Source organism: Haloarchaeobius salinus, assembly GCF_024464185.1.
In the GTDB taxonomy this organism is placed as follows: Archaea; Halobacteriota; Halobacteria; order Halobacteriales; family Natrialbaceae; genus Haloarchaeobius; species Haloarchaeobius salinus.
Map to the genome: position 1 here is coordinate 127,783 of NZ_JANHAU010000002.1, position 22,526 is coordinate 150,308.

General features: G+C 68.3%; 22 protein-coding genes. 10 read left to right on the plus strand and 12 right to left on the minus strand.

Annotated features, from left to right (window positions below):
- Positions 1 to 22: 22 nt before the first annotated feature.
- Complete coding sequence (locus NO345_RS07190; protein WP_256297852.1) at positions 23 to 430, plus strand: hypothetical protein; 408 nt, start codon at positions 23 to 25, stop codon at positions 428 to 430.
- Positions 431 to 524: 94 nt separating this feature from the next.
- Complete coding sequence (locus NO345_RS07195) at positions 525 to 779, plus strand: DUF7533 family protein (protein WP_256297853.1); 255 nt, start codon at positions 525 to 527, stop codon at positions 777 to 779.
- An 18-nt stretch (positions 780 to 797) separates the two neighbouring features.
- Here NO345_RS07195 and NO345_RS07200 read toward each other — a convergent pair whose 3' ends face one another.
- From NO345_RS07200 to NO345_RS07215, 4 genes are all read right to left on the minus strand, one after another.
- Positions 798 to 1,892: a M24 family metallopeptidase gene (locus tag NO345_RS07200; protein WP_256297854.1), complete on the minus strand. Its 1,095-nt coding sequence runs from the start codon at positions 1,890 to 1,892 to the stop codon at positions 798 to 800.
- Between the two features lie 3 nt (positions 1,893 to 1,895).
- A complete protein-coding gene (locus NO345_RS07205) occupies positions 1,896 to 3,737 on the minus strand; it encodes a UvrD-helicase domain-containing protein (RefSeq protein ID WP_256297855.1) in 1,842 nt (613 codons plus the stop codon).
- Positions 3,738 to 3,854: 117 nt separating this feature from the next.
- Positions 3,855 to 4,013 carry a DUF7563 family protein gene (locus NO345_RS07210; RefSeq protein ID WP_256297856.1) on the minus strand — a complete coding sequence of 53 codons (159 nt, stop codon included), beginning with the start codon at positions 4,011 to 4,013 and terminating at the stop codon, positions 3,855 to 3,857.
- Between the two features lie 153 nt (positions 4,014 to 4,166).
- The gene (locus NO345_RS07215) at positions 4,167 to 4,352 is read right to left on the minus strand and encodes an HVO_0416 family zinc finger protein (protein ID WP_256297857.1); all 186 of its coding nucleotides are present in this window, start codon (positions 4,350 to 4,352) and stop codon (positions 4,167 to 4,169) included.
- A 137-nt stretch (positions 4,353 to 4,489) separates the two neighbouring features.
- Here NO345_RS07215 and ubaA point away from each other — a divergent pair, with 137 nt between their 5' ends.
- Entirely contained in the window at positions 4,490 to 5,302 is an 813-nt protein-coding gene (gene ubaA / locus NO345_RS07220) for an SAMP-activating enzyme E1 (RefSeq protein ID WP_256297858.1), read from the plus strand.
- A gap of 9 nt (positions 5,303 to 5,311) precedes the next feature.
- On the opposite strand, the gene NO345_RS07225 is transcribed toward ubaA, so the two are convergent.
- Positions 5,312 to 6,562: an outer membrane protein assembly factor BamB family protein gene (locus NO345_RS07225; RefSeq protein WP_256297859.1), complete on the minus strand. Its 1,251-nt coding sequence runs from the start codon at positions 6,560 to 6,562 to the stop codon at positions 5,312 to 5,314.
- 80 nt (positions 6,563 to 6,642) lie between these two features.
- Between NO345_RS07225 and mutL the strand changes: the two genes are divergently transcribed.
- From mutL to NO345_RS07260, 7 genes are all read left to right on the plus strand, one after another.
- Positions 6,643 to 8,835, plus strand: coding sequence for a DNA mismatch repair endonuclease MutL (gene mutL / locus NO345_RS07230; protein WP_256297860.1), 2,193 nt, complete (start codon positions 6,643 to 6,645; stop codon positions 8,833 to 8,835).
- A gap of 2 nt (positions 8,836 to 8,837) precedes the next feature.
- Positions 8,838 to 9,848, plus strand: a complete 1,011-nt coding sequence (gene rtcA, locus NO345_RS07235; protein WP_256297862.1) for an RNA 3'-terminal phosphate cyclase — start codon at positions 8,838 to 8,840, stop codon at positions 9,846 to 9,848.
- 129 nt (positions 9,849 to 9,977) lie between these two features.
- Positions 9,978 to 10,934 carry a bifunctional 2-dehydro-3-deoxygluconokinase/2-dehydro-3-deoxygalactonokinase gene (gene kdgK1, locus NO345_RS07240; protein WP_256297864.1) on the plus strand — a complete coding sequence of 319 codons (957 nt, stop codon included), beginning with the start codon at positions 9,978 to 9,980 and terminating at the stop codon, positions 10,932 to 10,934.
- 72 nt (positions 10,935 to 11,006) lie between these two features.
- Positions 11,007 to 11,489: a universal stress protein gene (locus NO345_RS07245; RefSeq protein WP_256297866.1), complete on the plus strand. Its 483-nt coding sequence runs from the start codon at positions 11,007 to 11,009 to the stop codon at positions 11,487 to 11,489.
- A gap of 100 nt (positions 11,490 to 11,589) precedes the next feature.
- Complete coding sequence (locus NO345_RS07250) at positions 11,590 to 11,886, plus strand: hypothetical protein (RefSeq protein ID WP_256297868.1); 297 nt, start codon at positions 11,590 to 11,592, stop codon at positions 11,884 to 11,886.
- A gap of 93 nt (positions 11,887 to 11,979) precedes the next feature.
- On the plus strand, positions 11,980 to 12,426 hold the full coding sequence (locus NO345_RS07255; RefSeq protein WP_256297869.1) for an Hsp20/alpha crystallin family protein: 447 nt from the start codon (positions 11,980 to 11,982) through the stop codon (positions 12,424 to 12,426).
- 189 nt (positions 12,427 to 12,615) lie between these two features.
- Positions 12,616 to 12,852: a hypothetical protein gene (locus NO345_RS07260; protein WP_256297871.1), complete on the plus strand. Its 237-nt coding sequence runs from the start codon at positions 12,616 to 12,618 to the stop codon at positions 12,850 to 12,852.
- Here NO345_RS07260 and NO345_RS07265 read toward each other — a convergent pair.
- The 7 genes from NO345_RS07265 to NO345_RS07295 form a co-directional block, all read right to left on the minus strand.
- Positions 12,849 to 14,012 (minus strand): tubulin/FtsZ family protein, encoded by a 1,164-nt coding sequence (locus NO345_RS07265; protein ID WP_256297873.1) that lies wholly within the window; start codon positions 14,010 to 14,012, stop codon positions 12,849 to 12,851. The genes NO345_RS07260 and NO345_RS07265 overlap by 4 nt on opposite strands.
- A 181-nt stretch (positions 14,013 to 14,193) precedes the next feature.
- Entirely contained in the window at positions 14,194 to 14,613 is a 420-nt protein-coding gene (locus NO345_RS07270; RefSeq protein ID WP_256297875.1) for a NusA-like transcription termination signal-binding factor, read from the minus strand.
- Entirely contained in the window at positions 14,613 to 15,815 is a 1,203-nt protein-coding gene (gene rpoA2 / locus NO345_RS07275; RefSeq protein ID WP_256297877.1) for a DNA-directed RNA polymerase subunit A'', read from the minus strand. Before rpoA2 ends, NO345_RS07270 begins: the two co-directional genes overlap by 1 nt.
- Positions 15,808 to 18,741, minus strand: a complete 2,934-nt coding sequence (locus NO345_RS07280) for a DNA-directed RNA polymerase subunit A' (RefSeq protein ID WP_256297879.1) — start codon at positions 18,739 to 18,741, stop codon at positions 15,808 to 15,810. Before NO345_RS07280 ends, rpoA2 begins: the two co-directional genes overlap by 8 nt.
- Position 18,742: 1 nt before the next feature.
- The gene (gene rpoB / locus NO345_RS07285) at positions 18,743 to 20,572 is read right to left on the minus strand and encodes a DNA-directed RNA polymerase subunit B (protein WP_256297881.1); all 1,830 of its coding nucleotides are present in this window, start codon (positions 20,570 to 20,572) and stop codon (positions 18,743 to 18,745) included.
- A gap of 3 nt (positions 20,573 to 20,575) precedes the next feature.
- Positions 20,576 to 22,141, minus strand: a complete 1,566-nt coding sequence (locus tag NO345_RS07290) for a DNA-directed RNA polymerase subunit B'' (RefSeq protein WP_256297883.1) — start codon at positions 22,139 to 22,141, stop codon at positions 20,576 to 20,578.
- A gap of 4 nt (positions 22,142 to 22,145) precedes the next feature.
- Positions 22,146 to 22,373 carry a DNA-directed RNA polymerase subunit H gene (locus tag NO345_RS07295; protein WP_256297885.1) on the minus strand — a complete coding sequence of 76 codons (228 nt, stop codon included), beginning with the start codon at positions 22,371 to 22,373 and terminating at the stop codon, positions 22,146 to 22,148.
- Positions 22,374 to 22,526 lie beyond the last annotated feature (153 nt).

A 22,526-nucleotide genomic window follows, 5' to 3' on the forward strand; every position in this document is an offset into this window, starting at 1 on the left:
CACCGTCGCCCAGCCCCACCTGATGGGTACCCGACTTCGACGACTCGGATGGGCGCTCCCGATCGGCATCGCTCCCGCCGCGGTCGGCGGGGCGACGCTCAGTCCCCCCGACCCGTTCACGAACATCGCCTACGTCGCTGCGGCCTTCGCCGTCACGCTCCTGCTCGGCTACCACGTCGCGACCATCGAGACCCCCGCCGACGAGGCGTCGCCGGACCCCGACCGCCTCTGGCTGTTCGCCGGCACGCTCCTCGTGTTCCTCATCGTCGCCGGTGCGGTCTTCACCCGCGTCGAGGCCGGCCTGCTCTGGGACCTGCCGCAGGGCCAGCAGCTCGCCGCCGTCGCCGGTATCGTCGGCGGCCTGTTCCTGCTCGCCGAACTGTTCATCTACTACGGCCCGTACGACCGGCTGTACGACGTGTTCCGGTGACTGACTGTTTCAGAGAGCCTCCCGACTGGTTCGAGGACGCTACGAATCCCGAGCAGCATCTTTTTTCTCCGCTGGCGACGTACGTCCCGTCAGTATGGGCCAGACCATCTTCGGGCAGTTCTCGCTGCTGGTGACGCTCGCGTTCGCGCTGCCGGCGATGGCGGCGGGCGTCGACCTCTTCTTCGTCCAGGGGAACACCACCTGGGGCGGGGCGCTCATCGGCATCGGTATCCTGATGATCCTGATGGAGAGGTACGTCGACAACCCGTTCGACGCGGGCAGCATCGTCGGCGAGACGGTCGTCGAGGCGGCGGTGAAGGAGCCCGACGAGGGCGAGGACGCGGAGTAGACGGCGCGGGCGGTCGACTCAGGGCGAGAGCGAGCGGGGGAACGCACCCAGCAACTCCCCGCCATCTTCGGTGACGGCGACGAGGTCGGCGAGACGGACGGTGCCTTCTGCGGGGTCGGAGACACGCACGTCGAGCGCGAGCACCGCGCCGACGGGGAGCTCGTCGGTCGCGTCGAGCGTGGGCCGTTCGTGGCGTTCGAGGCCGACGCCGTACCCACCCGAGTCGGGCGACGGTTCGAAGCCGTAGGCGGTCACCTCGGCGTCGAGCTCGGTCACCACGGAATCGCCCCCGTCGGGTGAGAGCTGGGGGATGGCGGCGTCGAGTGCACCCTCGGCGGCGAGCTGTGCGCGGCGGGTCCAGCCGCCGTCGCCGTCGACGACGAACGTGCGGACGAGCCGGCCGTGGTAGCCGTCGGGGCCCTGCGGTGCGAGGTCGACGACGACCGTCTGTCCGGGTTCGATGGTGGTCTCGGAGCGGGGCGTCGCGGGCTCGCCGTCGACGCCGATGGCGGTGTAGCCGGACAGCATCCCCTCGGCGGCGACGGCGGCGTCGACCTCGCGGCGGAGTCGGAGCGCGGTCAGGGGGGCGTCCTCCCAGTCGAGGCGACCCTCGTGGACGTGGGTCGCATCGAGCACGGCGGCGGCCCGGCGCATCCCGGCGCAGGCCGCGGACTGCACCGTCGACTGGCGGAGGCGCTCGGCGTCGGTCTTTGCGACCCGTGCGTCCTCGACGACGGCCGTGGACGCGACCTCGTACCCCGATTGCTCGAGGTAGAGCGCGGCGTCGTGCGGGACGGTTCTCGGGGTGAGCACGGTGCCCGACAGCCCGAGGTCGTCGAGCACGGCGGCGACGCGCTCGCCCGTCGGGATCTCCCCGCCGGCGGGGAGCACGCTGTCGCCGGGGAACGACTCGCGGGCGGCGGCCGGAGCGTCGGCGGCGAGCAGCATCGCGGACTCGGCGGTGACGACGACGGCGAGTTCGCCGTCGACGCGGCCGGCGCGGCCGAGGTACCGGAGCGTCGGGTCGTCCTCGCGGCCGACGTGGACGAACGCGGCGGCGTCGCGGTCGCGGAGCTCCTCGCGGACGTGCTCGAACGGAACGGGAAGCGTCATGTGTCAGTCGGCGGCCTCGAGGGGCTCGCTCGCCAGCTCGGCGAGTTCGTCCGTGGTGGCCCCGGTGAGCTCGTTGTTCAACAGCACGTCGATGGGGAGCGTGGGGGCACCGCTGACGAGGTTCTCGAGCAGTACGAGCCGTTCGCGGGCGCGGGACATCCCGACGTAGAACACCCGGCGCTCGTTGTCGGTCAGCACCGGCACGGGCGAGGTGGTCTTCGTGAACTCGATGTCGTCGGAGAGGGCGTCCTCGTCGACGGTGGCGACCATCTGTTCGACGACCTTCTCGGTGAGGTCGGTGCCGACGAACACGTGGTCGGCCTCGCGACCCTTCGCGGAGTGGATGGTGCCGACGCGGACGGCGTCGCGCTCCATGCCGCGGTACTCCTGGGTCGCGAAGTACGCCTTCATCGACTTGCGCTGGAAGGACGTGACCTTCCGGACCATGTCCGACGCGGAGGCGGGACCGGGCATGAACGGGACGAAGTCGGTGACGAGGCTCGGGTCGACGTCGAGTTCGGTGAGGTCCTCGACGCCCGCGTCCTCCTGTTCGGCGTCGATGGCGTCGAACAGGTCGTCGCGCTCGTTCGTGCCGAACGCGGAGTCGGCGAGCATGTCGGCGAGGCGGCGGGCCTGCAGGCCGTTGATGTCGTCGTCCTCGTCGAGCGCCTCGACCGCGGTGACGTAGTCGTCGAGCCGGTCGGTCCACATGCGCTGGTCGGTCAGGGACTTGAACGGGATGCCCTCGCTGATGAACTCGTCGATGAACTGGAACATCTGGTAGCGCGCCCGGAACAGCACCATCACGGTGCCGTCGTCGTTCTGGACGGTGCGGCGGACGTTCCGGACCAGGTCGAGCATCGAGGGGTTCTCGATGGCCTCGACGGTGCCGCCCTCCTTGCGCGGCTTGAGGTCCTTGTCCTGACGCTTGTCGATGTGGCGGATCTCGCGGTTGACGACGTTCAGGATGCGCGAGGGCAGCCGGTAGGAGTTCGGGAGGATGACGTCCTCGTCGGGGTCGGCCTCGAGCAGGAGGTCGGGGTCCGCGCCCTGCCAGGCGTAGACGACCTGGTCGTCGTCACCGGCGATGAGCACGCTGTCCATGTGGGGTTTCCACTCCTCGTACACCTCGTGCTGGAGGGTCGTGATGTCCTGGAACTCGTCGATGACGAGGTGGTCGACGCTGGGCAGCAGCGAACGCTGCTTCACGCGTTCGAGCATGTCCGCGAAGCCGGTGAGGTCGTGCTCGCCCTTGTAGTTCCGCCAGGCGCGGATGACCTCGGGGACGTCGATGCGGTCGTCGTCCGAGGGCCACGTCGGCGTGTACTTGTTGCCGTCCTGTGCGTTCGGGTCGATATCCGGCGGGAGGCGGACCTCCTCGACGTTCCACTGGAAGGGCACGTCGTACCAGTCGGCGACGTCGCGCTCGGTCCGCTGGAGCCACTGCGAGGTGGCGATAATCTTGTTCCCGATGGTGGTCGAGCGGGCGGTCCGGCGGCCCGCGCCGCCGTACTCGTCCTCGTACTCGATGCCGTACTCCTCGCAGAACTCCTCCTTGTCGGACTCGCTGACGACGTCGCCGCGGGAGAGGTTCAGCAGCTCGTACGCCTTCGCGTGCATCGTACAGACGTTGCCCTGCAGAGAGCGGGGGTTGATATCGAGTCGCTCGGCGAGTCGCTCGCGGACCTCGGCGGCGGCGGCGCGGGTGTAGGAGACGACGAGGATGTCGCGGTGGGTGACGTCCTCTCGTTCGAGCAGTTCCTCGACGCGGTCGAGGAGGGCTGTCGTCTTCCCACTCCCCGGCCCACCGAACAGGCGGGTGAGTTTCGTGTCGGCGTCGCTCATTGCAGATATACTGGAGGCCGATACGTATAAGAGCCGTGGGTTCGTCCGACGGCCAGAACCGTACGCCAGCGACCCTGTGTGGCGGCGCTGTGGGGAGTCGAGCTATCGCGAGGAAACCTAGTTGTTCCGGGGGGACCGCGCCTCTCGAACGTCGCTGCCGTCGCGGATCTTGTCCTTGCAGTTGGGGCAGACGCGCGGATCGTCGATGCCGCGTGGTGTGAACACTCGCGCGTACGCCTCGGTGACGAAGGACCCGCAGTTCTGACATTCCGGCATTTGAATCTCCAAGACTGTCTGATGGAATTATGTTTAATAACGTTACCGCCAAACCGCCCGTGTTGCCGCGTCTCACGTATCTGACAACACACCGCACGCCAGCGGTCCACTCGCACGTCGCTCGCTCACAAGAGGAGGGGCGCTAACCGACGGTCACGCCGGGGTCGGCTCCCAGCCACAGACCGTGCAGTCGTCGGCGGACTCGTCGTGCAGCGCCATGCAGTCGGGACACTGTAGCTTGTTGTAGTTCCGTTCCCACCCTACTCGCTCTGTTTCGTGACCGCGGTCCGAGAGGAATTCGTCGAACACGTCGTCACCGGAGTCGGGTGCGGACGCCATGTGCTATGGTACAGCACACCACGTTAAATTCGTTGTGGTGAGACACTCGTTGCCAAACATAGCCGTTGCGTTCCACTGGCTCCCAGCCCGGCCATCCGAGCGTGAGAGTTTTTCACTCGGGGCACGAACCCGACCCCATGACCGACCTCTCGCTCTCGCCGACCCAGCTGGACCGCTACTCCCGGCACGTCATCATGGACGAGGTCGGTCCCGACGGCCAGGCGAACCTGCTCGACGCCTCGGTCTGCTGTGTCGGTGCCGGCGGGCTCGGCTCGCCCGTCCTCGCCTACCTCGCCGCCGCCGGCGTCGGCCGCATCGGCATCGTCGACGACGACACCGTCGAGCGCTCGAACCTCCAGCGGCAGGTCGTCCACGGCGACGACGACGTCGGCCGCCCGAAGGTCGACAGCGCGGCCGAGTTCGTCGAGAACCTGAACCCCGACATCACCGTCGACCGCCACGAGCTCCGGGTCGACGCGGACACCGTCGGGGACCTCGTCGCCGACTACGACCTCGTCGTCGACGGCTCGGACAACTTCCCGACCCGGTACGTGATCAACGACGCCTGCGTCCTCGCTGGAAAACCGTTCGTCCACGGCGCAATCTACCGGTTCGAGGGGCAGGCGACGACGTACCTGCCGGACGGCCCCTGCTACCGCTGCGTCTTCCCCGAGGCCCCCGAACCCGGCACGGTCCCGGACTGCGCGACGACCGGCGTCCTCGGTGTGCTCCCGGGCGTCGTCGGCGGCATCATGGCCACCGAGGTCGTCAAGCACTTCGTGCCGGTCGGCGACCCGCTGGACGACCGGATGCTCGTCTACGACGCCGCCGACATGACCACCGACGAGGTGCCCGTCGCGAAGAACCCCGACTGCCCGGTGTGTGGCGACGAACCGACCGTGCGGTCGCTGGGTGACGTGAGCTACTCGGGGACGTGTGCGGTGGAGTGAGGGGGCGGCTCAGGCTCGGAGTGCCCGCACCTCTCCGTCGGTCGCGACGTACAGCGTCTCGCCAGCGACGGCGAGTTCGGGCCGCTCGTTGACGGGCCGTCGCCAGAGCTCCTCACCTGTCTCGGCGTCGAGCGCGACGAGTGAGTTCGCCAGATTCCGGTACGGTCCCGTGTAGACGGTGCCGTCTGCGACGACCGGCGACCGTGGGTCGGCATCGGGCTGGAACCGCCATTGCACCTCGCCGTCGTGTGTCACCGCGGCGACGACGCCGTCCTGTCTCAGCGTGCCCGTCCGCACGTCGGCCGTGGCGACGTATGCGGTCCCGTCGGCGACGGCGGGTGTCCGGAGTCCCTGATCGAACGGGACCGTCACCGTCTGGACACCGTGTTCGGGGTTCGTGTCGTACACGGTCAGTCGACTCTGGGGCAGGTCATCGTCCTCGAAAACCCGATATTCGCCGCGGTAGACGAGACCGTCGTCGACGACCGGACTGTCAGTCGTCTCGTAGCCCAGGTAGTCGTTCTCCCACCGTCGTTCGAGACGGCGGTCGTCGACGGCCAGGGCAGAGAAGACTCGGTCCCCACCGTACAGCACGCTGCCGTCGGTCGCGACACGGTGTAGCCCCTCACGCTCCAGTCGGTCGACCACCTCCCCGGTGTCGGCGTGGAGGCACCGCACCTCGTCCGGGCCGAACAGGAACACCCAGCCCTCGCGCTCCACGAGGTCGTAGTCCCACACGTCGAAGTTACCGAGTCTGGTCGACCAGACCAGTTCCCCGTCGAAGGAGTCTAGCGCGACGATCCCGTCCCCGTTCCCGGCGTAGACCCTTCCCATGACGTACTCCAGGTTTCCCCCGTTCCCCCGGGTGGACCATCGCCAGCCCTGCTCGCCGGTCTCGGGGTCCAAGGCGACGACCGTCCCCGAGAGGTCCGCCAGCACCCACCCGCCTGCCACGATCAGGTTGTCGAAGTTGCCGCCGAGGGTGCTCACGTCCTCGGTCCAGACGGCCGACGGCTCCTCCCGGGGCGGCGACGCGAACGGGTTGTGACCGGTCCGTGCGAAGCCGTACTGTTCGGTCGGCCAGTCGTCCGGATTCGGCGTCCAGTTGGCGGGCACCTGACGCTCCGGCGGCTCGACCCCGTCGCCGAGCAGCGTGTCGACGGTCGAACAGCCCGCGAGGGCACCGATACCGACGGTCGAGGCCGAGGCGAGGAACGTGCGACGGAGGGAACTCGGAGTGGAGGGTGTGTCGGACGGCACACGATGGAAAACCATTGGTAACGGCAAGTGTCTTTCCCCGGACCACAGCACGTATTGCGTTCGCACCCGACCCGACGCACATGCCCGACACGGACATCCGGAAGCTCGACCAGGCGACGGTCGAGCGCATCGCCGCCGGCGAGGTCGTCGAGCGCCCGGCGTCGGTGGTGAAGGAGCTCGTCGAGAACAGCCTCGACGCCGACGCGACCCGGGTCGACGTCGCCGTGGAGAACGGCGGGGTCGACGGCGTGACGGTCGCGGACGACGGCGTGGGGATGACGGAGGCCGACGTGCGCGCCGCGGTCCGCGAACACACGACGAGCAAGATACGCGACATCGACGACCTCGAAGGTGGGGTGGGTACGCTCGGCTTCCGGGGGGAGGCGCTGCACACCATCGGGGCGGTCTCCAGAACGACGATCCGAACGAAGCCGCGGGACACCGACGACGGCCCGGCGGAGGGAACCGAACTCGTCTACGAGGGCGGCGAGGTGCAGTCCGTCGGACCGGTCGGCAGACCGGCCGGGACGACCATCGAGGTCGCGGAGCTGTTCTTCAACACGCCGGCACGGAAGAAGTACCTGAAGACCCGCGCGACGGAGTTCAGCCACGTCAACCGCGTCGTGACGCGCTACGCGCTGGCGAACCCCGACGTGGCCGTCTCGCTAGAGCACGACGGCCGGGAGGTGTTCGGGACGACCGGGCAGGGCGACCTGCGCTCGGCGGTCCTCGCCGTCTACGGCAAGGAGGTCGCGCAGGCGATGGAGTCCGTCGACGCCCCGGACCTCGACGACGGCCCGCTCGACGCCGTCTCGGGACTGGTCTCGCACCCGGAGACGACCCGGAGCACCCGCGAGTACGTCTCGACGTTCGTCAACGGCCGGTTCGTCACCTCGAAGCCCGTCCGGGACGCGGTGCTCTCGGCGTACGACGGTCAGCTCGCCGGCGACCGCTACCCGTTCGTCGTGCTCGACCTCTCGGTCGACCCCGGCGAGGTCGACGTGAACGTCCACCCGCGCAAGATGGAGGTGCGGTTCTCCGATGAGGCGGGCGTGCGCCGGCAGGTCCACGCCGCCGTCGAGGACGCGCTGCTCGACGCCGGCCTCCTCCGGTCGTCGGCCCCGCGCGGGAAGTCGAAGGCTCCGGAGGCGGACGTGCGGCCCGAGGCGGCGACCGACGTGACGGAAACCGCCGATACCGCGGAACCGACCACCGGGACGGACGAGACGGCGGCCAGCGCCGGGGATACCGCGTCTCGGGACACCCGGAACCGCGTGTCGTCGACGGAGCACCCGGCCCAGTCGCGGCCGGCCGGCGAGTCCTCGTCGCCATCGACGCCCGCAGCCGATGCCGGGTCGTCGACGCCGGCCGCCGACACGGAGCCCGCATCGACGGCGGAGCCGACCACGTCGACCGAGCCCACCGAATCGACCGACGAAACGACCGACGCGCCGGACTGGGGGACCACCGAGACGCGCGAGCGGCCGACCGACCTCGGCGAGTTCGGTCCCGGTGACTCCCAGTCGTCGGGCGGCTGGCCGGACCCGCCGTCGTCGAGCGAGCACGCGGGACCGGCCACACCGGAATCGGCGGACGACCGCAAGTTCGGCGGCGAGCGCACCCAGACGACGTTGACCGGCGAGGACGCCACCGAACGGACCGACTACGACGCGCTCCCCCGGCTGGAGGTGCTCGGACAGTACCGCGACACGTACTTCGTCGCCACCTCGCCCGACGGCCTCGTCCTCGTCGACCAGCACGCCGCCGACGAGCGGGTCAACTACGAGCGGCTCCGGGCGCAGTTCGAGGAGGGCGCGACCGCCCAGACCCTGGCCGAGCCGGTCGAACTCGAGCTCACCGCCGGGGAGGCCGCGGCGTTCCCGGACTACCGCGAGGCGCTCTCCGCACTCGGCTTCCGCGCCGAGCGGACGGGCGACCGGACGGTGGCCGTGACCGCGGTCCCCGCCGTCTTCCGGAAGACGCTCGACCCCGAGGACCTGCGGGACGTGCTCGCCGGCTTCGTCGCCGAGGGGGCCGACGGCGAGGCGACCGTGGACGAGCTGGCCGACGAGTTCGTCGCCGACCTCGCCTGCTACCCCTCGATCACGGGCAACACGTCGCTGACCGAGGGCTCCGTGGTCGGCCTGCTCGCGGCGCTCGACGACTGCGAGAACCCGTGGGCCTGCCCGCACGGCCGCCCGACGCTCGTCTCGTTCCCCGACGACGAGATCGAGGCGCGCTTCGAGCGCGACTACCCGGGCCACGGTGGGTAGCGATGCGGACCATCGACGGCGGCGACGGCGGGGGGCAGGTCCTCCGGTCGGCCCTCTCGCTCGCGGCCGTCCGTGGCGAGCCGGTCCGGGTCGAGAACGTTCGCGGGGACCGTCCGAACCCCGGACTCAAACACCAGCATCTCGCCGGACTCTCCGCCATCGCGACGGTCTGTGACGCCACGGTCGAGGGCGACGACCTCGGCAGCGAGACGGTCGTCTTCGACCCCGGCGAGCCCGAGCCCGGGTGCTACGCCGTCGACGTGGGCACTGCGGGGGCCGTCACGCTCGTCTTCGAGACCCTGCTCCCGCTCTCGGCGACCCTCGACGGCCCGCTGTCGGTGACCGCGACCGGCGGGACCGACGTGGCGTGGTCGCCGGCGCTCGACTACTACGAGCGGGTCCGGCTGCCGCTCGCGCGTCGGGCCGGCCTCCACGCCGCCCTCGAAACCGACCGACGGGGGTTCTACCCGGAGGGCGGCGGCGAGGCGACGCTGCACGTCGCGCCGGGCGACCCGCGACCGCTCTCGCTCACGGGTCGCGGCGAACTCCGCTGTGTCCGCGTGCGCTCGGTCGCCTCCGCCGACCTCGCCGACGCCGACGTGGCGGCGCGACAGGCGACCGCGGCGACAGATGCGCTGCGGGGAGCCGTCGCCGCACCGGTCCGGGAGCGCACCGTCACGACCGTCGACGCCCGGTCGACGGGCTCGGCCGTCCTGGTCGTGTTGGACTACGAGGACACCGTCGCCGGGTTCGATGCGCTCGGGGAGCCCGGTCGCCCGGCCGAGGACGTGGCGGAGGCGGCCGTCGACGACGCCGTGGCGTTCCACCGTGGACGGGGGACCGTCGACGCCCACGCCGGGGACCAGCTCGTCCTCCCCCTCGCACTCGGTGGTGGGAGGGGCCGGCTCCCGCGAGTTACCGACCACGTCGAGACGAACGTCGCCGTCGCGCAGGGGTTCGGCTACGACGTCTCCCTCGACGAGCGCGACGGTGGCGTGCGTCTGTCGGGCTGACACCTCCACCCCGGCTTTCGATCCGATACGCCGACGACGGCGGCTGGAGGGGACACTTATACCGGTGCCGTCCGTTCGGCCGCACATGAGTGCTGTGAGCCAGTCGGCGGCGACGCCGGGAGGGTACCGATGAGCGACGACCTCGTCACGTTCGGCGAGTCCATGCTGCGGCTCTCGCCGCCGGGGAACGAGCGGGTGGAGACGACCGGGCAGCTGGACGTCCACGCCGCCGGTGCCGAGTCGAACACGGCCATCGCGGCCGAGCGACTCGGCGCGAAGGCGGCCTGGATGTCGAAGCTCCCCGACACGCCGCCGGGTCGTCGCATCGCGAACGGCATCCGCAAGCACGACATCACGACGGACGTGGTCTGGTCCGAGGACGGCCGCCCGGGGGCGTACTACCTCGAACACGCGGGCAAGCCCCGCGGGACGAACGTCGTCTACGACCGCGCCGACTCCGAGTTCTCGACGGCCGCCGCCGAGGAGTTCAACCTCGACCGGGTGCGCGACGCGACCGCCTTCTACACGACCGGCATCACGCCCGCGCTCTCCGAGCAGATGCGCGAGACGACCGTCAACATGCTGAGCGTCGCCCGCAACGCCGGCACGATGGTCGCCTTCGACGTGAACTACCGGCGCAAGCTCTGGTCGCCCGAGGCGGCCCGGAACACCATCACGCGGCTGTTCCCGGCCATCGACGTGCTCGTCATCGCGGCGAAGGACGCCGAGGCGGTGCTCGACTACGACGGCGAGCCGACCCAGCTCGCCCACCACCTCGCCTCGGAGTACGAGTTCCGCACCGTCGTCGTCACCCGTGGCGAACACGGCGCGGTCGCCATCCACGACAACGTCGTCCACGAGCAGGACGCCTTCGAGACCGACACGCACGACCCCATCGGCTCCGGTGACGCCTTCACGGGTGCGTTCCTCGCCCGCCGGCTCTCGGGCGACGACGTCGCTCGCTCGCTGAAGTACGCCACCGCGACCGCCGCGCTCAAGCGGACCATCCCCGGCGACGTGGCCACCGTCACCAAGTCCGAGGTCGAGGCCATCGTCGGCGACCGCACCGAGGACATCTCGCGCTGACGCCGGCCCGCGTTCCTCGGAACCTGAGACCGGTGTCGTCTGTTTAATGTGTTCCCGTGCGTAGCATCGCGTATGACCTACGTCGTCCCGTTCGACGACCAGCGCCTCTCTCGTGTCGCGCTCGACCGTGCGCAGTCGTACGCGAGCCTGACCGACGAGCGCGTCGTCGCCGTCTCGGTCGTCCCGAGAAACCCCGGCTACGCCACGGAGCGCGGCTGGCTCGCCCCCGACGAGAGCTTCGACGTGCGGCTGGTGCTCGACCGACTCGCGGAGAAGGTCGACAGCATCGCACCCGAAGCCGAGTTCGAGTACGTCCTCGCGGACCGGTACGCGTCGCCGGGGACCATCTCCTCGAAGATCCGCCGCAGGGCCCGGAACATGGACGCGACCGTCGTCTTCGTCGGGAGCGAGAACGCCGGTCGGATGCTGACCACGCTCCGGAGCGTCGGCCACAGCGTCGCGGCCGACGACACCTACGACGTCCACATCGTCCGACACGACCGGGCGACCGGCGTGCCGGCGCTCGACGAGTACTCGAACCTGTTCGAGGAGTGACCACGTCCGGCCGAACCAGTTGGTAGCAGTCGTACTTCCATCGGGTGGTTCCAACCCCGATTAGGCGACCGTTATTCCCACCGGTCCGGTCTTGTGGCCGGTGCGATGGATCGGATGGCACCGCTGCTGGCCGCGCTGCTGGTCGTCGCCTCCGCCGCAACCCACAGCAGCCGCAGTCACGGCCGATCGACCCGAGACGCACGCAGAAGGCCACGCTGGCGCACACGTCAGCTACGACGTGCAGGGCGACGCGGTCGTCGACTACACCGTCGACAACGAGACGATGGTGGAGTCGATGCACGTCGAGTCCCGGTCGAACTACGAGAGTCGGGCGGGCGTGAGCCGCGGGATCCTCGACGGACTGTTCCGGGACGCCGCAGAACAGGTCGAAGGATAGACACTGTGTTCCCGAGGCCCAGGTTTATAGGCCGTTAATGCGTGTTAGCTCGTGTCCATACGTGTTTATATAGATATAAGTCGTCTATCTGGTATGGCATTCAGAACCTTCGACGACATGGACAGCATGTTCGACCAGATGGACCAGATGTTCGACGACATGCGAGCGAGCTGGATGGGCATGACACCCCAGCTCGAGTCCGGCAACGGCTCCGACCTCGTGACCGCCGACGCGAGCGCGACCAGCCTCACCGAGCGCGACGGCAGCTACGTGTTCGTGATGGACCTGCCCGGCTTCGAACGCGAGGACATCGAGCTCACCTTCCGCGATGGTCTCCTCCACATCGACGCTGTCACCGAGATCGACCACGACTCGGAGTTCGTGTCGATGCACCAGTCGCGCCGCAGCAGCGAGCACGTCCGCATCCCCGGCGAGATCGTCGGCGAGGAGATCGAGGCGACCTACCGCAACGGCGTCCTCGAGGTCCACCTCCCCATGCTCGAGAGCGAGGACGACTACCACATCTCCATCCAGGACTGAGCGCCCCAGTACGGCGTAACCGCCCCGAGCGTGCACGACGGGGCCGTCGCCGCTGATGGACGCCACGGTTCGCTCTTCGGTGATCTCTTTGACGCGGATTTTGGTTTCTGCCCCTTCGTATATTCAAACTATCTTTCTCGGAATGGAATCATTAGTTAACTTTACTCTATTGGCCGATGAGCGAGAGGTATGCGCGCACATCTGAGTACTGCCGTGATGCTCCTCGGGCTCGTCGTGACCGTCGGCTCCGGCTGGTACATCGCCAAGGGGCCCTTCTTCGGCTTCGCGACGCCTTCGCTGCCCGCCGTTCTCGGCGCGACCGGCGTCTTCGTCTTCGGCATCATCGTCTTCGGCTGGGGGCTGAGCAGTCGCATCGACGCCGGACGTGGCACCGAGCGCGTCGTCCCGAGCAACGAGAAGGTCTAGAACAGCGGCGTCAGCTCCTCGTCACCGTCGTCCAGCAGCGCCTCCAGGTTCGCGTCCGACTGCGAGCGGATCTCATCCAAGTTCTCCATCGCCTCGATGGCGACCTGCTGGAGCCCCTTGATGCGGGGCACGTCGGTCACGCCCGACAGCAGCACCACGCAGGCGACCGAGTGCTCGTCCGGCAACGGGTAGTCGCCGCCGCGGATCTCCATCGAGCCGGTCTGCTCCTCCAGCCACCGCCGGCCGTGCTCGATACCCTTCCGGTTGAGGTACGCCGGCGGCCCGGCCATCACGAGCAGCCCGCGCTCCACGCCGTTGAGCTCGCAGGGCAGCGTGAGCCGCCCGAGCGCCGCCTTCCGGACCAGCGACGTGATGCGGTTCGTCGTGTCCGTCTCGTCCAGTTCCTTCTTCGAGAACCGCGAGAACAGCCCGCCCTTCCCGCGCTCTATGTGGTCGACCGCGTAGCCGATGGTGGAGACGCCGCCGCTGCCGAGCGTGTTGATGATCTCGGAGGCGTCGACGACCGATTCGCCGACCGCACCACCCTCGTCGACCTCGCCCGCGCCGAACAGCACCGCGAGCCGACGTACCAGCTCCTCGTTGATGTCGGCGTACCCCTCCCCCAGTGACTCGCCCGTGTGTCGCCAGGACTCGTTGTCGAAGACGATGAGGTTGTCCACCTCGCGGACGAACGTCTGGAACGACCGCGCCGCGTTCAGCGTGTACAGCCCGCCCTCGTCCGAGCCCGGGAGGATACCCAGCCCGTAGACGGGTTCGGCGTACAGTCGCTTCAGGTGCTTCGCCAGCACCGGCGCGCCGCCCGACCCCGTCCCGCCGCCGAGCCCGGCGACGATCATGAACGCGTCGATCTCGTGGACCGGCACGTCGTCGAGCGCCGCCTGTATCTCCTCGATGTCCTCCTCGGCGATCTCCGCGCCGAGCTCGTTGTCCGCGCCGACGCCGTGGCCCTTCACCCTGGTCTGCCCGATGAGCACCTGCCGGTCCTTCGGGACGTGCTTCACCCCGCGAAGGTCGGCCTCGGCGGTGTTCACCGCGATGGCCGCCCGGACGGTCTTCCCACGGGTCTGCCGGTCGAACTCGAGGAAGCGGTCGACGACCTTCCCGCCCGCCTGCCCGAAGCCGATCATCGCGAGCTTCACCGTCGGGCCACCCCCGGGAACCGCCTCGATACTGTACTCATGGTGACCAGTTACGTCCCCCGTGCAGATAAATACAGACGCCGACTGAAGGTACTGATTGAACCGGGTGGTAGCTGCGATGTCACCCTGTCCCACGACAGGTCACGACGCGATCTGACCCCTGGAGAAAATCAGCCCGAATCTACGCCAGCTGGATGTCGTCCACGTCGAAGTGCCGTTTCGCCAGCTCGCGTGCGGTGTCGATGTTCCGGCCGTCCGCGCCGATGGCGACGCCGGTGTCGGCCTCGTCGACCTCGGCGTAGGCGACGGTGTCGCCGTTCTCGCTGATGGTGACGTGGTACACCGCCGCCGGGGCGAGCGCGTTCGCGACGAAGTCCGCCGCGGTGTCGGCGTCCTCGACGAGTTTCACGTCGCGGCCGAGGCGTTCCTCGACCTCGGCGACGTGCTGGCCGCCCGGACCGATGGCGGTACCCATATCGCCGGCGGCGACGAGGACGACGACGCGGTCGTCCTCGACCAGGCAGTCCCGACCGCTCGCGCCGGTGACCTCCTCGAACAGTCCGAGGATACGCAGCGCCTCGTCCGTCAGCGTGACCGCCATCAGTCAGCTTGCGAGGACCGGTTGACCGACCCCATCTTGAGGTTCACGTCGCCGGTGCCGAGCTTGATGGGCTTGCCGACGATGACGTTCTCGGTGACGCCGTTGAGGTCGTCGACCTCGCCGTGGATGGCGGCGTCGAGCAGGTGGTTGACCGTGACCTCGAACGCCGCACGCGCGAGGACGGACTCCTTCGAGCCGGAGATGCCGTGGCGGCCGATGGACTCGATCTCGCCGCGGTTGGTCATGATGTCCGCGACGAGCATCAGGTGTCGGACGTTCACGTCGTCCAGCCCCTGCTCCTCGAGGGTGGTCTTCGTCTCCTCGATGATGGTCTCGCGGGCCGCCTCGATGCCGAGCTCGGAGTGGATCTCGTGGATGTTGTTGCAGGTGGTCCGCGAGGCGTCGACGCCCTCGATGGAGAGCACGTCCCCGAACGCGGAGCCCTCGGTGTAGAGGACGAACTCCTCGCCGTCTTCCTTCTCCTCCTTGCGGATGACGACGCGGGCGATCTCCTCGATGCCCTTGAACGTCACGTCGCGCAGCTCCTCGACGAGCTGGAGCAGGTCGCGGTACGACGGCTCCTCGGGGCCGAACTCGACGCTCGTGCCCTGCTGGACCGTCTTGACACCGAGGGAGTCCTCGATGATGTCGGCGACCTCGCCGGCGATCTCGTCGACGCTGTCGACGGTCGGCCAGCGCTCCTGGAGCGTGTCCGGGTTGAGGTCGATGTGGACGCGCATGTCGGCGACGTTCGTGGAGATGTCGCCGAGCGCGAGTATCTTCGTCGCCTCGATCTTCCAGACGACCTCGTGGGCCTTCTCGCGGTCCGTCGCGTACTCGTCCTCGAGGTGGACCGTCATGGTCGGCGTGTCGGGCGTCTTCCGGGCGTCGACCAGCTCGATGAGCCGGGGCAGGCCCTGGGTGACGTCGATCTCCGCGACGCCCGCGTAGTGGAACGTGTTCATCGTCAGCTGCGTGCCCGGCTCCCCGATGGACTGGGCGCTGACGGTGCCGACGGGGTCGAGCGCGTCGACCCGCGTGTCGAGGTAGCGGTGTTCGACGGCGCGGGCGATCTCGTCCGCCTGCTCGACGGAGGCGTCACGCGCCTCGACCGCCTGGTACACCTCTGCCTTCAGCTCCTCGGGCAGCTCGGTGTCCTCGACGACGGCCTCGACGTCGGCGGAGACGTCGAACTCAGTCATCGGACTCCACCTCCGTGAGGAGGTCGGGGTTGCGACGTGACTCGCCGTGCTCGGAGAGGTTCGTCGGCAGCGCCTTGTCGCCGAGGAACTCCGCCTTGGAGTCCTCGCTCTCGAACTCCGCCTCGAGCACGCGGTCGGCGATCTGCTCGACGTCGATGCCGTGTTCGTCGTCGTAGGCGACCTTCGTCGGCGAGGTGCCGTCCTCGCCGAACTCGAACTGGACGATGTTGTCGCTGGTGTCACGCACGGTGCCGTCGTACTGCGTCTCCAGCTCGGACAGGGCGTTGATGAGCCGGCGCTGGAGGTAGCCGGACTTCGAGGTCCGGACCGCCGTGTCGACCAGGCCCTCGCGGCCGCCCATCGCGTGGAAGAAGAACTCCCGCGGGGTCAGGCCGCCGGTGTAGGAGTGCTCGACGAAGCCGTGTGCCTCCGCGGAGAGGTCGTTCGGCTTGTAGTGGCTCAGCGTGCGGTCCTCGTAGCCGCGGCTGATGCGCGAGCCACGGACTGCCTGCTGACCGACACAGCCGGCCATCTGGGTCAGGTTGAGCATCGACCCACGCGCACCGGAGTTGGCCATGACGACGGCGGGGTTGTCGTCCTCGAAGTGCTCCTCGGCGATGTCGCCGGCGTTGTCACGCGCCTTGCCGAGCGTCTGCATGATCTTCATCTCCAGCGTCTCGTCGACGGTCCGGCCGGGTAGCGACTCCAGCTCGCCGGCGTCGTACGTCTCGATGAGCTCCTGGACGCGGTCGTAGGCGTCCTCGATGGTCTCGTCGATGCGCGCCTGGGCCTCGCCCGGGATGGTCTCGTCGTCGATCCCGATGGAGAACCCGAAGTGCATGATCGAGCGCATCGCCAGCGTGGCGACCTCGTTGATGAACTGTCGGGCGCGGGTGAGGCCGTACACCTTCGCGATGGTGTCGACGACCTCGCCGCCGAACGCGCCGACGCCGTCCTCGTCGATGGTGCCGGAGACCAGCTGGCCGTCCTCGATGACGACCTCGTCGCCGGTGTTCGACTGGAACTCCAGGTTGAGGTCGTCGGGCAGCAGCTCGGAGAACAGCTGGCGACCGGTCCAGTACGGACGGTCGTCATCGTCGACGCCTGCCTCCTCGGGCAGCTCGTCGATGCGGGTCGCACGCAGCAGGTCGAGCGCCTGCGTCTCGTTGAACTGCGGGTTCGTGTGGGTGAGCAGGTACGTCCCGGAGATGTGGTCCTGGATGGCCCCGATGATGTTCTCGCCGAAGCGCGGGCTGAGGATCTGCTCCTGCACGCGCATGAGGACGCGCGCCTCGGCGCGGGCCTCCTCGTTCTGCAGCGCGTGCATGTTCATCTCGTCGCCGTCGAAGTCGGCGTTGTACGGCGGACAGACGACGGTGTTCAGGCGGAACGTCTTGTACGGCATCACCACGACCTCGTGGGCCATGATGGACATCCGGTGCAGCGAGGGCTGCCGGTTGAACACGACGATGTCGCCGTCGATGAGGTGTCGGTTGACCTCCCAGCCGGGCTCTACCTTCTCCGAGAGCTCCTCGCAGTTCTTCTCGGTCACCTTCAGGCGGCGACCGTCCGGCCGTCGGACGTAGTTCGCGCCCGGGTGGCTCTCGGGCCCGTTGCTGACGTAGCGCCGGGCGTCCTCTAAGTTCCGCTCGGTGACGTTCATCGTCTGGGTCATCTCCGTCGCGACCCGGTCCGGCACGCCGACCTCGTTCAGCGAGAGCGTCGGGTCCGGGCTGATGACGGTCCGGGCGGAGAAGTTCACGCGCTTGCCGGACAGGGAGCCACGGAAGCGGCCCTCCTTGCCCTTCAGGCGCTGGGACAGCGTCTTCAGGGGCCGACCGGAGCGATGCCGCGCCGGCGGCGTCCCCGATATCTCGTTGTCCATGAACGTCGTGACGTGGTACTGGAGCAGCTCCCAGAGGTCCTCGATGATGAGCTGGGGCGCACCCGCCTCGCGGTTCTCCATGAACCGCTGGTTGATGCGGATGATGTCGACCAGCTTGTGGGTCAGGTCGTCCTCGGAGCGCTGGCCGTTGTCCAGCGTGATCGAGGGCCGTGCGGTCACCGGCGGCACCGGCAGCACGGTCAGGATCATCCACTCCGGCCGTGACTTCTCGGAGCTGATGCCGAGCACCTCGATGTCCTCGTCCGGGATGTCCTCGAACCAGTCGCGGATGTCCGAGGGCATCAGCTTGTTCATGTCCTCCTCGGTGAGGTCGATGTCGAGCGCCTTCTCCAGCGCCTTCCGGTCCGACTCGCGCGGGCGGAACTCGCCCGAGAGGATCTGGTTGACCCGGGAGAGCTCGATGCCGGTCTCGTTCGCGAGCGCCTCGCGGCCCATCGGCTCGTCGTCGTCCTCGCCGGGCTGCATCGCCGCGGCGATGCGCTGGGAGTACTCCGAGGTCAGCACCTGCTGGACCTCGTAGTACGTCGTCGGCTTCTCGTGCTGGATGTCGAACTGGATCTCGCCGCAGAACGGACAGCGGTCCTTCTTCCGGGCCTGCCGGATGGCCGCCTTCGTCACGTCGTTGAGGTCGCGACCCAGCTTGCGCGTCTGGTCGAGCTGGCCGCGGAACTCATCGCGCTCGTCCTCGGTGAGACAGAGCCGGGCGCACTCGCGGCAGGTGCCACGGAGCAGTCGCCGGATGAGCTTCGTGAAGCCGACGTGGATGACGGGCGCGGCCAGCTCGATGTGGCCGAAGTGCCCGTTGCACGACCCCGAGTGCTGGCCGCAGGTCTTGCACTCCAGCCCGGGGTCGATGACGCCCAGGCGCGGGTCCATCAGCCCCATGTCGATGGGGAAGCCGTCGTCGTCGTACGTGTCCGCCGTGATGATCTTCGTGGCGGACATGTCCCGGTACTCCTCCGGGTCCATCAGCCCGAAGTCGATCTCGCCGATCTCCTTTGGTGTCTGTGAGCTTGCCATGTTAGACTGCGTCCTCCAGTTCGAGTCGCGGGGCGATGCCGAGTGCCTTCATCTCGTCCAGCAGGAGCTTGAAGGCGTAGCTCATCTCTATCTCGTGGATGTCGGTCTCCTCGCCGCAGTTCGGGCAGTACACCCGACGCTGGTCGACGTTCTCGACCGCGCTCATCCCACACTGCCCGCAGACGTGGATGAACTCGCGGTCGGACTCGTCGAGCAGGCGCTCCTTGAGCGCCATCGCCGCGCCATGCCCGATGAGCACGTCGCGCTCCATCTCCCCGACGCGCAGGCCACCCTCGCGGGCACGGCCCTCGGTCGGCTGCCGGGTGAGCACCTGCACCGGCCCGCGCGAACGGGCGTGCAGCTTGTTCGAGACCATGTGGTACAGCTTCTGGTAGAAGATGACCCCGACGAAGATCTCGGCGTCGATCTTCTCGCCGGTGACGCCGGAGTAGAGGGTCTCCTTGCCCGAGGACTTGAAGCCGGCCTCCTCGAGCCCGTCGCGGAGCTCGTGCTCGTCCTCACCGGTGAAGGGGGTCCCGTCGACACGGCGGCCCTCCAGCGCGCCGATCTTGCCGCCCAGCATCTCCAGCACGTGGCCGACCGTCATCCGCGACGGCAGCGCGTGCGGGTTGACGATGAGGTCCGGGACGACGCCCTCCTGCGTGAAGGGCATGTCCTCCTGGGGTGCGATGTGGCCGACGACACCCTTCTGTCCGTGCCGGGACGCGAACTTGTCGCCCATCTCCGGGATGCGCTCGTCGCGCACGGACACCTTCGAGAGCTTCGAGCCGTCCTCGCCCTCCATCAGCGTGACCGTGTCGACGACGCCGGATTCACCGGAACGCATCGTCACGCTCGTCTCACGTCGCTTCTGCGGGGAGAGGCCGCCCATGTCGTCGGGCTCCTCCAGGAACCGCGGCGGCGAGGTCTTCCCGAGCAGCACGTCGTTCTCGCCGACGCGCGTCTCCGGGTTGACCAGGCCGTCCTCGTCGAGGTGCGTGTACGCGTCCTCGCCGCGTGCACCGCGCACGTCCTGGCTCGGGATCTCGAACCGGTCCTCCTGCCCGCCGGGGTAGCGCCGTTCCTCGCCCTCGTAGGTGCGGAAGAAGTGCGACCGGGCGAGTGCGCGGTCGACCGACCCCTGGTTGAGCACGAGCGCGTCCTCGATGTTGAACCCCTCGTAGCTCATCACGGCGACGACGAAGTTCTGTGCCGCGGGTCGCTCGTCGTAGCCGATCTGCTCGGTGGTCTGGGTCTTGACCATCGAGAGCTGCGGGTAGTGCAGCAGGTGCTGGCGCGTGTCCGGCCGGATGCGGTAGTTCGCGCTCGGCAGCCCGAGCGACTGCTTGATCATCCCCGCACCCATCGTGATGCGCGGCGACGCGTTGTGCTCCGGGTACGGGATCATGCCCGCACCGATGCCGAAGATGAGCTGCGGGTCGACCTCGAGGTGCGTGTGGTCCTCGGTGAGGTCCTCGCGGTCGACGGCGACGTAGATGTCCTCCTCCTCCTCGGCGTCGATGAACTCGACGTGGCCGTGCTCGACGAGGTCGTCGAACTGCAGTTCGCCGTTGCGGACCGCCTCGATCTCCTCCTCGGAGATGCGGGTCTCGCCGTTCTCGACGACCAGCAGCGGGCGACGTGCCCGGCCGGCGTCCGCGTTGACGATGACCTCGCGGGTGCGGTCCTTCACGGAGACGTTCACCATCTCGCTCACCTCGCCGAGCCGGCGGGCCTCGCGGATCTGCTCCGCGAGCTCGTGCGGCTCGGGGTGTGTCCCGACCAGACTACCGTTGACGTATACCTTCGCTTCGCGCTGTTGACTTGCCATGTGTTAGTCGTCCGCGGGTGTTTCCTGGCCCTGTCCTTCGAGCCCGGGGATACCCTTGACCCCCATCGACGCCAGTTCTCGTTTGAGTCCCTGTTCGTCCTCGATGTTCTGTGACAGCTCCATCGCCTGGGCGAAGTTCTTCACCAGCCCACAGTTCGGCCCCTCGGGCGTCTCGGAGGGACAGATGCGACCCCACTGGGTCGCGTGCAGGTCACGCGCCTCGAAGTGGGGCTGGCTGCGCGACAGCGGCGAGCGCAGCCGGCGCAGGTGCGACAGCACGCCCATGAAGTCGGTCCGGTCGACCAGCTGGCTCACGCCGGAGCGGCCGCCGACCCAGTTCCCCGTCGCGATGGGGTGCTCCAGGCGCTCGGTGAGCACGTCCGAACGAACGACCGTACTGACCGAGAGCTGCCGGTTGCGCATGTTGGCGCGCTCGAGCTGGTACTTCACGTCGCGTGCCAGCTTGTTCAGCGCCGTCCGGAACAGGTCCTTCATCAGGTCGCCGGAGACCTTCAGACGCTTGTTCGCGTAGTGGTCCTTGTCGTCGGACTCGCGCCGTCCGAGCGCGAGTTCGAAGCAGGCCTCCGCCATCCGGCAGAGGTAGTACGACTTGTTGATGCGGACGTCCTCCTCCTCGACGCCCTCCTCGTGGAGGTGCGGCAGGAGGTACCGGTCGATGACGTAGTTCGCCCGCTTGAGCTGGTAGTTCTTCCCCTGGCCGGAGGCGACGCGCTTGCCCAGCGTCTCGATGGCCTCCTCCTGGCTCTGGACCTCCGCGGCCTCCAGGTTCTCCAGCATGTACTTGACGACCTCCGGGTCGTCGCTGACGCGGTGGACGATCTCCTCGTCCGACTCCAGCCCGAGTGCGCGCACGAGCGTGACGAAGTTGATGCTCCCCGACACGGACGGGAACGACACCTCGAGCAGGCCCTCGCGGTTGCGCTCACAGAGCACCAGTGCGCGGTAGCCCCGGCGCTGCGAGAAGGTCTTCGCGACCTGAATCTCGTCGCCGTACTTCGTGTCGTACTCGGCGAGGATCTTGTTCGGTGCGAGGTCCTCGCTCGTCATCAGCACGCGCTCGGAGCCGTTGACGATGAAGTAGCCACCGGGGTCGGCGGGGTCCTCGCCGATCTCGATGAGCTCCTCGTCCGAGAAGCCCGCGATGTTGCACTTCTCCGAGCCGACCATGATGGGCATCCGGCCGATCTTGGTCTCGGTGGAGTCGACGACCCGCTCCTCGCCCTCCTCGCCCTTCACGATGGACATCTCCATGAAGACGGGCGCGGAGTACGTGATGTTCCGGAGGCGTGCCTCCTGCGGGTAGAGCAGTTCCTCGGAGCCGTCGGCCTCCCGCACGCGTGGGGTCACGACGCGGACGTCGCCCAGCTCGACGTGGACGGGCTCCTCGCCCTCCTTGTCGCCGATGTCCGTGTCGATGGTCTCCTTCTCGTCCACGACGCGTTGCATCCCCCGGTTGAGGAACGCGTTGAACGAGCGGAAGTGGTGTTCTGCGAGTCTGTCCTTCGAGAAGTACTCACGCGAAATCGCGCGTCGGTTTGCTCTGTCCATTCTGTCAGTCCACCACGAGTCGGTACACGACCGCTGTGTCTGTCGTTCGCGATTCTCGGATGATCTTCACCACGTCACCCATCTCCGCCTCGTCTGGGAGCGCCGGGTCGGTGCGCTTGATCTTCGGAAGGTCCGTCCTGTCGATGTCGTACTCGTCGAGCACGTCGCCGAGCTCGTCCTCGTCGAGGACGACGTGCTCCGGCACGAGTTCGTGTTGGCTTACGTCTACCATGGTTGTGTCTGACCGGAGAGAGAAGCTGCTGTCACGAGATACTACAGGGCACTACCGGCGGGAGGCATTTAACGTTTGCCAAGTACGCGCGCGAGCTTCCGCTATCGGTGCCCGCCTCGGCGGCGGGTGCGAACCCGCGGTCGGGACGACGCG